At 57.7% G+C, this 13,699-nt stretch carries 11 protein-coding genes and 1 pseudogene; all 12 read left to right on the forward strand.

Annotation, left to right across the window (positions count from 1 at the left end):
* The first annotated feature begins 871 nt into the window (after positions 1 to 871).
* The 12 genes and pseudogenes from M0639_RS06405 (at position 872) to M0639_RS06460 (ending at position 13,607) form a co-directional block, all read left to right on the forward strand.
* On the forward strand, positions 872 to 2,392 hold the full coding sequence (locus M0639_RS06405) for a sugar transferase (protein ID WP_007726602.1): 1,521 nt from the start codon (positions 872 to 874) through the stop codon (positions 2,390 to 2,392).
* Between the two features lie 150 nt (positions 2,393 to 2,542).
* Complete coding sequence (locus M0639_RS06410) at positions 2,543 to 3,640, forward strand: glycosyltransferase family 4 protein (protein WP_064074615.1); 1,098 nt, start codon at positions 2,543 to 2,545, stop codon at positions 3,638 to 3,640.
* Complete coding sequence (locus M0639_RS06415; protein ID WP_228232491.1) at positions 3,612 to 4,763, forward strand: polysaccharide pyruvyl transferase family protein; 1,152 nt, start codon at positions 3,612 to 3,614, stop codon at positions 4,761 to 4,763. Before M0639_RS06410 ends, M0639_RS06415 begins: the two co-directional genes overlap by 29 nt.
* A gap of 1 nt (position 4,764) precedes the next feature.
* Positions 4,765 to 6,087, forward strand: a complete 1,323-nt coding sequence (locus M0639_RS06420; protein WP_007726610.1) for an O-antigen ligase family protein — start codon at positions 4,765 to 4,767, stop codon at positions 6,085 to 6,087.
* 50 nt (positions 6,088 to 6,137) lie between these two features.
* Positions 6,138 to 7,133 carry a glycosyltransferase gene (locus M0639_RS06425; protein ID WP_228232493.1) on the forward strand — a complete coding sequence of 332 codons (996 nt, stop codon included), beginning with the start codon at positions 6,138 to 6,140 and terminating at the stop codon, positions 7,131 to 7,133.
* Positions 7,130 to 7,420, forward strand: a pseudogene (locus M0639_RS06430) (glycosyltransferase); the annotation flags it as partial. The gene M0639_RS06425 and the pseudogene M0639_RS06430, both read left to right, overlap by 4 nt.
* Before the next feature lie 168 nt (positions 7,421 to 7,588).
* Positions 7,589 to 7,921 carry a glycosyltransferase family protein gene (locus M0639_RS06435; protein WP_228232624.1) on the forward strand — a complete coding sequence of 111 codons (333 nt, stop codon included), beginning with the start codon at positions 7,589 to 7,591 and terminating at the stop codon, positions 7,919 to 7,921.
* A complete protein-coding gene (locus M0639_RS06440; protein WP_007726615.1) occupies positions 7,911 to 8,837 on the forward strand; it encodes a glycosyltransferase family 2 protein in 927 nt (308 codons plus the stop codon). Before M0639_RS06435 ends, M0639_RS06440 begins: the two co-directional genes overlap by 11 nt.
* 164 nt (positions 8,838 to 9,001) lie before the next feature.
* On the forward strand, positions 9,002 to 10,186 hold the full coding sequence (locus M0639_RS06445; protein ID WP_228401970.1) for a polysaccharide biosynthesis protein: 1,185 nt from the start codon (positions 9,002 to 9,004) through the stop codon (positions 10,184 to 10,186).
* A 46-nt stretch (positions 10,187 to 10,232) separates the two neighbouring features.
* Positions 10,233 to 11,264 carry a GDP-mannose 4,6-dehydratase gene (gene gmd / locus M0639_RS06450; protein WP_064074616.1) on the forward strand — a complete coding sequence of 344 codons (1,032 nt, stop codon included), beginning with the start codon at positions 10,233 to 10,235 and terminating at the stop codon, positions 11,262 to 11,264.
* On the forward strand, positions 11,261 to 12,229 hold the full coding sequence (locus M0639_RS06455) for a GDP-L-fucose synthase family protein (protein ID WP_042452275.1): 969 nt from the start codon (positions 11,261 to 11,263) through the stop codon (positions 12,227 to 12,229). The genes gmd and M0639_RS06455 overlap by 4 nt, the downstream gene beginning before the upstream one ends.
* A 52-nt stretch (positions 12,230 to 12,281) precedes the next feature.
* Positions 12,282 to 13,607, forward strand: a complete 1,326-nt coding sequence (locus M0639_RS06460; protein WP_007726621.1) for a UDP-glucose dehydrogenase family protein — start codon at positions 12,282 to 12,284, stop codon at positions 13,605 to 13,607.
* The last annotated feature ends 92 nt before the right edge of the window (positions 13,608 to 13,699 follow it).

The following is a 13,699-nucleotide window of genomic DNA, read 5'->3' on the forward strand; positions in this document are numbered from 1 at the left end:
TCCAGTTCCATTCGCTTGCTACCCGACATCTGCGTGCGATTCGAGGCTGCGCACCGCTAGGGACTGCCGACCATCGCCATCGGTCCGGCGCCATATGCAGACATTACTTGATCGAGACATATCGCCCTCGCCACGTCGAAGCGCCAGTCTCCGAGCAGGCCGGCCGGAACGTCCCACATGCTCACATCTCACATAGTGGGAAGTTTGAAATCTTTTTTTCGGTACCCAGTGCGGGTCTGGGTTGGCCGGATGGCATGACGAGATTTCGGGTCTGCCGAATTACTCCATATCGAAGGGCAATTCACTTGCGGATTGCAGAAAGTTCAATCAGGTCCGGCGGATTCGACCTACGGGGACATAGGTCCCCGGCGTGCAGGGACGGTTCTCGGTTGCGTGGATTCGGGTCCAGTTACCCATGCGAAAGAACTGTGGTCAGCAGTGAGAGGCAATGTCCGCTTTGTGAGCTATTGCAGTCGTCGGGACCTAAGCCCTCGACGATTCCGCGGATTCACTCAATAGCTGAACTATAGCTACTAAAGGGTAACTGCAGCGTAAATGGCACCGTGACATTGCGACGATTGAACGTGAACGATCGTCCAACATTCTTTGGGTGTGTGCTGGGAAGAAAAATTGCCGCTTAGAGTCTTGACCTGCAACATTATTCGAATTGAACTCCGGCCTTGGAGATGTTCTCATAGTACTCACGCGGCACGTGCAATGCCTCCGGATTATCGAGTTGCAATGTTGCCGATACCTAAGCGGAACATTTGCTCTTCTCCATCTTTAGCTGTGCCTGAAGCATTCGGGTGCAAACGGGAAATTCCGAAGAACGGTCGGGGCCTGGCGGCTCGCAAACGGGAAGGTTGGTCAGATGTCGGCATTGGACATGTCCATGGCGCCGTCGCTCGGGTATCGGCGTCCGCGCATCGTGCCGGACTCCCGTGCGGAGTTTTCCTCGCGTGCTGCGTGGCAGCATCGATACATACGTGCTCTGGCAGTGACGGATTCGCTGATTGTCGTAGCGGCGGTTTCGGCTGCGCAGTGGCTTCGATTCGGCGCCGCGCCGACCGCCGTCGACGCTCGGGAGCTCGGGCAGTTCAGCTACACCGGTTTGTCGATCGGCGTGGTGATCGCGTGGCTGGCGACGTTGCAGATATTCAGGACCAGATCTGCGAGTGTGATCGGAAGCGGTCCTGAGGAGTATCGGCGAATCCTGGTGTCCGCGATGAGATTGTTCGGCGTCATTGCGATAGTAAGCCTTCTGCTTCGTCTCGATATCGCCCGGCTCTACCTCGCATTCGCGTTCCCTGTCGGCCTTCTCGCGCTACTGGTGAGCCGTTGGCTCTGGCGTGGGGTGATCGTGCGAAGGCGTACTCGCGGTGAGTGCCTCACATCGGTACTGGTGGTGGGCAGCAAGGATGCCGGCGCTGAACTTGCACGAAACTTCGAGCGGGGTAGCGCAGACGGTTTCCGCGTGGTGGGAGTGTGTGTGCCGGGGTTCCTTCGGCGCGCGGACGAGTCCATCGCAGTCGACGGGCGTGACATACCGCTCCTCGGTGGTGAGACATCGGTAGTCGAAGCGCTGGAACTTGTCGGCGCAGACACCGTTGCCGTGACGGCAACCGAACATCTCGGCTCGGATGGCATCCGTGCACTTGCCTGGGATCTGGAATCGCGGGACGTAGATCTGGTCGTTGCGCCAAGTATCGTCGACGTGTCGGGGCCGCGCCTGTCGATGCGGCCGGTGGCCGGTCAGCCTTTGATACGCGTCGAGCGACCGAAATATCATGGTGCGCAACGCTTTGCGAAATCGTCGTTCGACGTAATTTTCGCGTCATTGTTACTGGCAGCAATTGCACCTGTTCTCCTGGCCGCGGCTCTGGCGGTCAAGCTCTCGAGCCCGGGCCCGGTGTTGTATCGAGCGGAGCGAATGGGACTGGACGGCAAACCATTCCCGATGCTGAAGTTCCGTTCGATGGTCCAGAACGCAGACTCACAGGTGGAGTCGTTGATGGCCCAGAACGACGGCGCCGGTGTGCTCTTCAAGATGCGCGACGACCCGCGCGTTACACCGGTCGGGCGCTTCTTGCGCCGTTACTCGATTGACGAGCTGCCACAGTTCGTCAATGTTCTTCGGCGCGAGATGAGCGTGGTCGGCCCCAGGCCTCCGCTTCGCCGCGAGGTCGAGGCCTACGACGGAACTGTCAGTCGCCGACTTCTTGTCAAGCCGGGGATTACAGGATTGTGGCAGGTCAGTGGACGATCGGACCTTTCTTGGGAAGAGACTGTACGACTGGACCTTTCGTACGTCGACAACTGGTCGCTGATGGGTGATGTATTGATCGTCGGCAAAACGTTGAAAGCGGTGTTGGCCAGCGACGGTGCGTACTGAGACGTGAATGCGGATTCGGGACCGACTTCAGTTCGTGATGTTCTCGGTGGAAAGGCATAGCTCCCCTTGATCTTTCGTACGTCGACAACTGGTCGATGACGAGCGAGAACACGATCGTCGCGAAGGTGCTCAAGGCGATGTTGGGAAGTGATGGAGCAAATTGACCAGGAGAAGTTTGTGTCGGAACCGCCAAAGTTGAAGTCGTTGCTTGTTGTGGCGCCCTGGTTGGAAGGTGGGGGTGCACAGAAGTCATTGTGCGGGTTATTGCGCGGGCTTACCGACACACATACGACCGTGGTCACTTTGTTTGCAGGATGCCGAGACTTCAACGAGGTTGCGGACCTCGCAGACGAGTTCGTCATGCTCGACTATCCAAGGAGTCCTTGCGGACTGGTCGGAGCCAGTCGAGCCATAGCAACACATCTACAGCATTCGGATGTGGTCTATTCACTGATGAGGGGTAGCCATGTCGCACTCGGCGTTTCGAGTTTGCTCAAACGTCTTCCGGGTGAGCTGATTGCGACCTTCCATCAGTTGCCGAGTGCGGATGAAACTGGCGTTTTCTCCCTGGTCGAGAACATGCTCGTTCGCAAAGCACTTCGGCACGCAAAGCTGATCACCGCGCCTTCGGAATCAGCCGTGAGTCAGATTCGTCAGCGACGCTACGGACCGCACGCTCGGCTTGTTTACGAGCCGAACTTGATCCGAGTTGACTCGAGAGAAACCATTCGTCGTGAATCTTCGGGGGCACCGCTACGGCTCCTGGCCTGTGGCCGTCTATCCAAGCAGAAGGGCTTCGATCGTATTCCCGAACTGCTGTCAGATATCGAGATTCCGTGTGAAATAAAGATCTTGGGATCAGGACCGGAAGAAGAAGACCTGAAACGGCGGTTCGGCAGTACGAAGTCTTCTTCGCATACGGTGGAACTAGTAGGACGCGTCGATGACGTTGTGCCCTATCTGGATTGGTCAGACGCGGCATTTATGCCCAGCCGAAACGAACTCAACCCTGTGTTCGTATGGGAGGCGTGGGCGCGCGGCCGGCCGGTTGTTGCTGCCGATCTACCTGCATTCGAGGATCTGCGAACCTCCGGGCCGGTGCTCACATTTACCGGCGCGGCCAGCCTTCGGTCCGCCCTCGGCGTCGTATCGAGTGACGAGTACCGAGATTTCGCCTATTCAATGGGTTTGCAGGCGTCCCGAACCATGACGACCAGGAGTGAGATCGTTGCCCGAATACAGTCGTGACCACCCGCGCATCCTGGTCATTCACGCATACAGTGCTCAAAACTCCGGCGACCGGTTGCTGGTGGAGGAAACACTCGAATTGCTGAGATCGGTGTGGCCGGATTCTGTCGTCGACGTGATTGCCACTGATGCCGAATCGTTCCGTCACCATCCGATGGCGGATCATGTCAAGTTTCATCAGTGGACGTCGGCATGGATTCCGAACCCGAAAAAGAAGGCATCCGTACGTGTTTCCATGCTGGCCAGTACCGTCACCGGCGGGCCGGCACCTGTCAGGATACTGTTCGAGCAAGCGGATTTGATAGTCGCTGTCGGGGGCGGATACCTTCGGGGTTCGTCCGTTTCCGAGGCCCTGAAAACTGCGGGGGCGCATTTCGGTCAACTCGATCTTGCCGCACGAAGTCGTGCGCGTAAGATCTATCTGCCGCAGAGTATCGGTCCGTTCCCGAACATTCTCCGTCGGCGTATCGCGAGTTCGCTGAAGGCGATGGATCAGGTGCTCGTTCGTGACGATCGATCACGGGAATTGTTCGCCGACCTGACCAATGTCGAACGAATCTCGGATCTGGCGGTTCTCAAGATGGCGGAGGTCCGTACACCTCGTACTATCGAGATCACGCATGGCCCGGTAGTCGTGGCACGTGAGCTGTCCCGCCCTGGATCCTACGAGAACACTCTGTCCGACTTGGCTCGGTCAGATCATGTTGTATGGGCGATTCAGTCCACCGGTGGCGGAAACAATGACACTCCACTCACCGTCAAATACTCCTCGGGAACCCCAAAGCCATTGCAGCACTATCTGGAGAGCGCGGAGAATCGCGTCGTTGTCAGTACACGCCTGCATGGATCGTTGTCTGCATTGCTCGCCGGAAAGCCGAGTGTGCACCTGGGCTACGAACGAAAATCATGGGGAGCATTTCATGATCTGGGGTTGGAACAGTACGTTCTCGATGCCCGACGGACTTCGGCAACTCGCGTTCTCGACGCGGTGGAATCGATACGAGACGATCCAGCCACTTACTGGCGCCTGATCGATTCACGCATCGAGGCCGTCGCGTCCCAGAGGGAACGCCTACTCGGCTCCCTGGCTGTGCCATGCCACCTGCCGACGGCTGGCCAATGACATGAACCTCTCGTTCCTGTTGTTTGCCAGTGTTTTTCTCTTGCTGATCGCACGTGTACGTGGGGTGACGGTGTTGCCAACCCGCCGTCAAACCTCAACAGGTACCAGAAGCGGGCTGATCGGGATCTGGTTTTGGGTATCGGTGGTATGGCCGGTCCTTTTCAAGGCGGTGTTAGGTAGCGTCCTTGCCCTATACCTTCCAGTTTCTGGCTCCGCGGTCTTCGTGATCTCCTACGTGCCTTCGATTGTCATCGGAATCGCGATTTTCATCGCCTCTCTCGGGTCCCGAGATTCATTCCCCTATATCCCCGCGATACTGGTCATGGCGGTGGCGATCATGCCGATCCTCATCTTCGGGGTCGTGGACATCGGTGTCGTCGGAGCGATATTCATGATTGTGCCTACGCTCCTGTGGTGCCGCGCGCTCTCGGTTGACGTACTGAACTGGCCCCGTCTTTGTTACCAGGGTCTGCTTGCGCTTTGTCTGAGCATGGCTGTGGTTTTCGTCGTCTGGCCTGAGGCTGTGGTCGAGACCTGTCGGTTGGACAAGTGCACTGTGGCGGGCCAAGTGCTCACGTCATCGATCACAGGCAATGGCAACTTCCTGGGGCTGTGTGTCGCACTGCTGAGCGTCGTTGCCGTGTATCGGCAACACTGGATCACAGTTGCGGCGGTTGGACTGGCGAGCCTCATCGTGATCGAAATTTCTGGCAGTCGAACAGCGATGATCGGTCTGGTTCTCGGCTACCTCGTAGTCCTCGGTATCGGAAACCGCATGTCGCGGGTTGTGGCTCTGGCAGCTGCGATGGTTGCGTTGGTGATTTCTTTTGTGCCAGTGTTCCGAGTTTACGGGCTCCGCGATTACACCTATCGCGGTGCTTTGTGGATGAGGGCGAAGGAGCTGATTTCGGAGAGTCCGAATGTTGGTCACGGCGCGAACTATTGGACGGAGCATAACGCGTATCGCTTCTCCTCCAACTATGCCGCGCACAACATTTGGTTAGAACTCGGCGTTGCCGTCGGGTTTCTCGGAATTGCCGTGCTTGTCGTCGCTGCGGCCTGGGCGTTGCTGACCACTGACGTGGAAAATCGATACTTGGCATGGGCGCTGATCGTAACTACGGTCGCTGTGGGATTTCTGGAGGCGCCCATCCAACCGTATCGAACCGGTCTGCTTCCCTTCCTGTGCCCTCTCATTCTTCTCTTGTGCTCCTCGGGTATGCGGAAAAGATCAGTTGATACTTCGGAGACGGAAGACCTTGCAATGGAAGATATTCGAAGCTCACATGTTGATGCCGGCCTGACGAGGGATGGTGCGCGATGAAAGTTCTGCATGTCACGGAAGCGCTCGGAGGAGGTGTAAGCACCGCGATCTTGAACTATCAGGCGTTGACGCCAGAAATGCATCACTGCGTGATTGCTCGCGAACGGGCCGGGCAGAGCACATACAATTTCCCCTCCGAACTCAGCGTGACATTGGTACCTGGAAGTTTGGCCGCACTTTTGCTGTCCGCGATTCGTATGGTGCGCCGGGGAGATTTCGATGTTCTCCACCTGCATTCCAGTCTTGCCGGTCTCGCCCGGATCATCCCGGGGCACCGAGCTGGAATCGTATACACCCCACACTGTTACGCATTCGAGCGCACCGACGTCAGTCCCCTGGCGCGGGTACTCTACAAGTCCGTTGAGCGTGGGCTACTCTCGATTCGGCGTCAGTGCGTTGTTGCCGTGAGTGGACGAGAAGCCGAGTTGACTACGGAGTTGTCGAACTCCTCCACCTCCATCGTGGTCGGCAATGTATCCCCGACCGATCACGGCGCATATTTGCGCGCAAGCAGCCCTCGGACAGCGGAAGCATCGGCTGAAAGAAGCCGAGTAGTGATGGTGGGAAGGATATTTCCCCAAAAGGATCCCCAACTGTTCGCCGATATTGCAGCAAGGTTGTCGAGCAGGTTCGAGTTCGTGTGGGTAGGAGACGGCGAAGCCGGGTTGAAAGAAAGTCTCGTGGAATCCGGGGTTCGGGTGACGGGCTGGATTCCAGCTGAACAGGTGCTGGATGAAGTGCGCGCCAGTTCGCTGTATCTCCATACCGCGGCCTGGGAGGGCGCTCCGATTTCCGCTGCGGAAGCCGCCGCGGTCGGTGTCTCGGTGATCAGTCGTGACATCAAAAGTATGGTCTCGCTTGGCTATCCAGTCGCTGGCAATACTGCGGAGTCTCTGTCAATGGCCGTCACACATTACTTCGACTGCCTGGACTACCGAACGACTGTTCAAGCCAAGACACAATATTTCAACCGAACAGTGGACGTCATGAGTTCGCGTACAGCACTCATCGACGCCTATGCATTCGCGATAGGGGCTTCTCGATGACTTCATCGGTCACCGTCATTACCATCACCAGGAATGATCTTTCGGGGCTGGTCCGCACGATCGAGAGCGTCCGGGCTCAGAGTGCACAGGGAGTCGAACACATCGTGATCGATGGTGGTTCGACGGATGGAACTGTCGAATACCTTGATTCGTTGGGTGATTCGTTAGTGTGGAACACAGGCCTCGACAGCGGTCGCTATGACGCAATGAACATCGGTGCGGAACTGGCGAGTGGCGAGTTGCTGTGGTTCATGCACTCGTCCGACGTGTTCCATTCATGTGACGTTCTGGAGAGAGTCTCTCGAGATCATCAAGGAGGGGGCGTCTCTTGGCGGTGGGGTTACGGGCTGAGCAACATCCACGACTCCGGAAGTTCCATCGGAATCGGTGGCCGTATCCCGTTCAGTCTGTCCCGATTCGCGCTAGGTGGAAACATCATTCCCCATCAAGCATGTGTGATCGAGAAGTCGCTGCATGTTGAGATCGGCGGTTACGATACCGAATTCGGACTCAGTGCCGACCAACTGTATCTGTTGAAGATGGCGGTCCGATCGCAACCGCGCGTGTGGACCGAGTTCTTCTGTGACTTTGATTCGGCTGGCGCTGGTTCGGTGCGGGGCATGATGGATCATTACCGGGACATGCGGCGATCACGCGCCCTGACCGGAATTACAGTCTTCAGGGCGCAGTGGCTCGATTATGCGGTGTCCTTGGGGGTTGCGCTTCTCGCAAAAACCGACCGTGTTCAAAGACGAGTTCTAGCAGGGGTGACTCCTCGTGTCCGATGACTATTTGGAACCCACAACGCAATCAAGTGCGGAATTCGCAGTTGTCATACCAGCTTTCAACGCGGAAGCCACACTTTTGGCGTCAATCGAGAGCGCGCACAATGCGGGCGCTTCGGAAGTCATCGTGGTGGACGACGGATCCACAGACAGTACCGCCGCGTTATGTCGCGCCCACGATATACGTGTCCTGACGCAGCCAAATGCGGGTGCATACCTCGCGAGACGACGGGGGGCCACGCTCGTCACGGCACCGTACATCGTGTTCCTGGACGCGGATGATCTTCTGGTCGCACCCGGCATTCACGAGTCCTTGCGTATTCTCTCTGCACAGGCGGACTGCGCAGTCGTCGCTGGACGTGTGATGGCGAGTCTCCCACGTGGGCGTAGTCGGTTGAACAATCAGTCGTACTCCGAGATCAATACTCGAACCCTGTTGACACAAGGGTATGGTCCGTTTCCACCGGGAGCGGCGCTGGTTCGGCGTGCCGATTACGAAGCAGCGATTGCGCTGGACGTACCGGAGATCGTCGAGCGTTACGCCGACGACTACGAAATGTTCATTCGTCTATCCGTCGTCGGCCGAGTCGTTCAACACAACACCGTTTCCCTCGTGTATTCGATGTACGCAGGCAAATCCATTGGTTCTCCTGAGAAATCGCTGTTGTGCAAGGAATCGATCAGGGGGCACTACGCGCGACATCTGGGGATCCCAGTTCGGCTGATGAGCGCATCGGCGGTTGCCGCAGCTGCGAACGCACGCATGGGACGAGCGTCGTTCGCGCAAGGTTTGTACTGGCGGGGTTGCGTGAAGGTAGCAGTTGCCGCGTGCTACAAGGTACTCGCTCGGATCGGCGACAGCGGTCTGAAGCAGTCCACAATCGTGTCTGGCGCTGGAACCTCGGAGACACGAGGGTGAACACAGTGGTCAGCTCATACGTGAGGTCGGCGAAGTCGATCGACCTGGGCGGGACCGGGTTCTTTCGACTGGTAGGTCTGCTGGCCGGCGCTTGCGCGAACTTCGCCGTAATAGCAATTCTGTCTCGGGACTACGGCGTCGAGTACTACGCCTTCTATGCGCTGATGGCGTCCATGTTGAATCTACTTCCCTTCGCGGACTTCGGTATCGGCGCGACCATGGTGAACGCGACAGCAGATTACCGAAGTGGTGCACTCGATCGGATGTCGTTCCAATCCCATTTTCGGCGGGCGAGTCTGGTCACCGTTCTGGTATCCCTCGCTGTCGCAAGCCTCGCGTTCCTGTTCTATCAGATGGGGCTGTGGGTGCCAGTTCTAGGCGCAGTCGGTGAGATGGATCATGCGTCGGCGCTGGCCACAGTAGTGATTGTATCTGCGGCAGTTGGTATTCCATTGGGTTTGGGGTCACGCATCCTGCAGGGTTGCGGAAAGATGCGCGTTGTCGTTACCGCAGCGTTGATCGGTCCGATCATTCAACTGATCGTGATAGGGGTTTGTTGGACTACTCAGGCGCCGGCCTACCTGTTTGTTCTGGCACCGTGCGCAGGCTACCTCGCCGTCGGATTTCTTACCCTTGCTCTCGCGCTTCGATCGATTTCCGGCGATGAGGGTTCGTTGATCGGCTGGCGTCTTACAAGCCCGGTGCGAGTTCGCATAGCTGAAACGGCGGTTCCGTTTTTTCTCATATCGATCGGCATGGTTGTCGGGTTCCAGAGCCATAGGTTGCTGATCTCCACTTTTGGAACGGTCGAAGACGTCGCACAATATTCGGTGGTGGCGCAATTCGCTGGACCCCTGCTGGCTATCTTGGGAGTGATGGGCCAGAACTTGTGGTCAAGATATCGCGAGCGATACCGAATCGGGACACTTCGGGTGCGTGAATTCGCCCAGCATATAGTACTTCTCGGCACTGTGGGCGCCGTATTTGCGCTTGCTCTGGTCGTCATCAGCTATCCGGGAATTCGGTTTGTCTCGGGTGGAAGTCTTGTCGTCCCGCTGGCAACCGTTTTGGCCGGAAGTGTTTACATCCTTGTTGTTTCGGTGCATCAGCCGGCGGCGATGTTCCTCATGGACCCGCGAGGACTATGGTTGCAAGTCCTCTGTGTCTGGCTGAGCGGCCTCGTCGGAATGGTATTGGCAATATCCCTGATTCCTGAACTCGGAGCCGCCGCACTCTACTTGGGACTATCCGCAGGAATGGTTGTACTCCAGGTTATTCCGTGTATCTATATTTCGGTTCGGCGAATTTCAAGCATGGAGAAGGCGGTGGAGGCAGGCGTGACCGTGTGAATAGCTGCCCGAAAATCGTGAAGTCGCACATACATGAAGGAGAGAAATGAAGAAGGCACTGATTACCGGAATTACAGGCCAAGACGGTTCATACCTGGCCGAGCTGTTGTTGAGCAAGGGATACGAGGTCCACGGACTTATTCGTAGATCGTCCACGTTCAATACGGCTCGAATCGATCACATGTATGTGGATCCCCACACGCCGGATGCAAAACTGTTCCTTCATTACGGAGATCTCAGCGACGGGGCGCGTTTGGTCACTCTTCTCGCACAGATACGCCCGGACGAGGTCTACAACCTCGCAGCGCAGTCACATGTACGGGTAAGTTTCGACGAGCCCGAACATACCGGAGACACGACGGGAATCGGGTCGATCAGGTTGCTCGAAGCAGTCCGGATGGCTGGTCTCGAATGCAGGTTCTACCAGGCGTCCAGTTCCGAGATGTTCGGTGCGACACCGCCTCCGCAGGACGAGCAGACTCCCTTCTATCCGCGATCGCCGTACGGTGCGGCGAAGGTGTACTCGTACTGGATCACCAAGAACTACCGCGAGGCGTACGGGATCTTTGCCGTGAACGGAATTCTGTTCAACCACGAATCTCCGCGGCGAGGCGAAACATTCGTAACTCGCAAGATCACGCGAGCGGTGGCGCGGATCAAGGCCGGCCTGGAAAACGATTTGTACATGGGTAATCTCGATGCAATCCGCGACTGGGGTTACGCGCCGGAGTACGTGGAGGGAATGTGGAGGATGCTTCAGGCCGACGAGCCGGACGATTACGTGCTCGCGACAGGCGGTAACTACTCGGTCAAGGATTTCCTGACGGTGGCCTTCGAGCACGCCGGTTTGAACTGGGAAGATCATGTGCGCTTCGACGAGCGCTATCTGCGGCCGACGGAAGTAGATGCGTTGATCGGAGATGCAGGTAAGGCGGAGCAGAAGCTCGGCTGGAAGGCGACTGTACATACTCCCGAGCTGGCTCGAATCATGGTCGATGCGGACATCGAGGCTCTGAAGTGTGAGGGCAAGCCCTGGATCGACCGCCCGAACCTGGTGGATTGGGAGCACGCTCGATGACGGGGGAGTACGCGCAGAAGTCCCTCGATCGGAACGATGCGGTGTACGTCGCGGGCCATCGTGGACTCGTGGGTTCAGCGATCTGGCGTCGTTTGGAGGCCGACGGTTTCAATCGCCTTGTCGGTCGCACGTCCGCCGAACTCGATCTTCGCGACCGCGGTGCCGTGTTCGAGTTCTTCGCCGCCGAGAGGCCGAAGAACGTGGTCCTCGCGGCAGCCAAGGTGGGCGGGATACTGGCGAACAGCACACTGCCGGTGGACTTCATCTCCGACAACCTTCGCATCCAGGTGAACGTGATGGACGCGGCGGCCGAGTTCGACGTAGATCGCCTGCTGTTCCTCGGATCATCCTGCATCTACCCGAAATTCGCTCCTCAACCGATTCGCGAAGAATATTTGCTGACCGGTCATTTGGAACCGACGAACGATGCATATGCCATCGCCAAGATCGCGGGAATCCTGCAGGTACAGGCTGTTCGAAAGCAGTTCGGGCGTCCGTGGATCGCCGCGATGCCGACCAATCTCTACGGCCCGGGTGACAACTTCTCTGCCAAGGGCTCTCATGTGCTGCCAGCCCTCATCAGACGCTTCGACGACGCGCGCCGTGATGGAGCTGCTTCAGTCGTGAACTGGGGCAGCGGGACGCCGAGGCGCGAGTTTCTCCACGTCGACGACATGGCGGATGCCTGCCTTCATTTGCTCGACCACTATGACGGAGCAGAACACGTCAATGTTGGTACAGGCGAGGACCAGAGCATCGCGGAGATCTCTGCGATCGTGGCGGACGAGATCGGGTTCGACGGCGAGATCGAATGGGATCATTCGAAACCTGACGGGACGCCGCGGAAGTTGCTTGACATCGGGAAGCTTCGAGATTTGGGGTGGCAGCCCAAGATTGATCTTCGTGCGGGGATCGCATCGACCGTGGAGTGGTATCGACAGAACGTCGATTCGATCAGGACATGAAGTACTACAGCATTATTCGACGTAAACTCGACTTCGACAGGCAGACATCGTTATGACTTCTCGTATTGCGGTATTCGGCACAGGCTACCTCGGGGCGACACACGCAGCTTGCATGGCCGAGTTGGGTCACGAGGTTCTCGGGGTGGATGTTGATCCGAACAAGCTCGCTATGCTCGAAGCTGGGGAGGTTCCTTTCTACGAACCGGGACTCGAGGAAGTACTGCGCCGCAACATAGCCGCGGGACGTCTTCGATTCACGGCTTCCTACGAGGAGGCCGCAGAGTTCGCCGACATCCACTTCCTCGGCGTCGGTACGCCGCAGAAGAAGGGGGAGTTCGCGGCCGACATGCGTTTTGTCGATTCGGTGATCGAGACACTCGCACCCCTCTTGACCAGGCCGACCGTAATCTTCGGGAAATCAACTGTGCCAGTCGGTACAGCAGAGCGATTGGGTGCGCGGGCACGGGAACTGGCGCCTGCCGGACAAGACGTGGAGGTGGCGTGGAACCCGGAATTTCTCCGGGAAGGCTACGCGGTGAAAGACACGCTTCACCCGGACCGGCTTGTGCTCGGGGTCGACCGCAATCGACCCGGACGTGCGGAATCGATTGCGCGTGAAGTGTACGAGCAACTCTTGAACGAAGGTATTCCCTTTGTTGTGACCGACCTTGCGACTTCGGAGTTGGTCAAAGCATCAGCCAATGCATTTCTGGCAACGAAGATCTCGTTCATCAATGCGATCTCGGAGGTGTGCGAGGCTTCAGGTGCGGATGTGACCGTTCTTGCCGATGCCATCGGCCATGACGAGAGAATTGGTAGGCGATTCCTCAACGCCGGAATCGGTTTCGGTGGGGGCTGCTTACCGAAGGACATCCGTGCTTTCATGGCACGTGCTGGTGAGCTGGGAGCAGATCAAGCACTCACATTCCTACGCGAAGTCGACAATATCAACATGCGTCGTCGTACTCGGATGGTCGAACTGGCTCGAGAAGCGTGTGGTTCTCTACTCGGAGCCAATGTGGCGGTTCTCGGTGCAGCCTTCAAGCCTGACTCCGACGACGTGCGCGACTCACCTGCGCTGAACGTTGCCGGGCAGATTCAGCTGCAAGGCGCTGCCGTCAATGTCTATGACCCGAAGGCGATGGGAAACTCGAAGGCGTTGTTCCCCACCCTCACTTACACTTCGAGCGCACTTGAAGCGTGTGCAGGCGCTGATGTCGTCTTGGTTCTGACCGAGTGGGCCGAGTTTCGAAAGTTGTTGCCGTCGGACCTCGAACCTGTCGTCCGCAAGAAGGTCATCATCGACGGACGTAACTGTCTGGAACCGACCACCTGGCGCGACGCAGGGTGGACCTACCGAGGTCTCGGAAGGCCGTAAACCGGTGAAACCTTCACGGAGGGTGGGTGTTGTAGGCATCGAGGGGAAGTGGCCGCGTGCCCGGGACCAAAGTCCGTCAGCGAGCGAGCTGT

Origin of the sequence: Rhodococcus qingshengii JCM 15477, assembly GCF_023221595.1 — a bacterium.
GTDB lineage: Bacteria > Actinomycetota > Actinomycetes > Mycobacteriales > Mycobacteriaceae > Rhodococcus_F > Rhodococcus_F qingshengii.

Excerpts from the sequence above, each read along its gene's own strand:
- M0639_RS06405 (WP_007726602.1), top strand. The coding sequence starts at position 872 with ATGTCGGCATTGGACATGTCCATGGCGCCGTCGCTCGGGTATCGGCGT.
- M0639_RS06420 (WP_007726610.1), top strand. The coding sequence starts at position 4,765 with ATGAACCTCTCGTTCCTGTTGTTTGCCAGTGTTTTTCTCTTGCTGATC.
- M0639_RS06455 (WP_042452275.1), top strand. The coding sequence starts at position 11,261 with ATGACGGGGGAGTACGCGCAGAAGTCCCTCGATCGGAACGATGCGGTG.
- gmd (WP_064074616.1), top strand. The coding sequence starts at position 10,233 with ATGAAGAAGGCACTGATTACCGGAATTACAGGCCAAGACGGTTCATAC.
- M0639_RS06445 (WP_228401970.1), top strand. The coding sequence starts at position 9,002 with ATGGCGTCCATGTTGAATCTACTTCCCTTCGCGGACTTCGGTATCGGC.
- M0639_RS06460 (WP_007726621.1), top strand. The coding sequence starts at position 12,282 with ATGACTTCTCGTATTGCGGTATTCGGCACAGGCTACCTCGGGGCGACA.
- M0639_RS06410 (WP_064074615.1), top strand. The coding sequence starts at position 2,543 with ATGGAGCAAATTGACCAGGAGAAGTTTGTGTCGGAACCGCCAAAGTTG.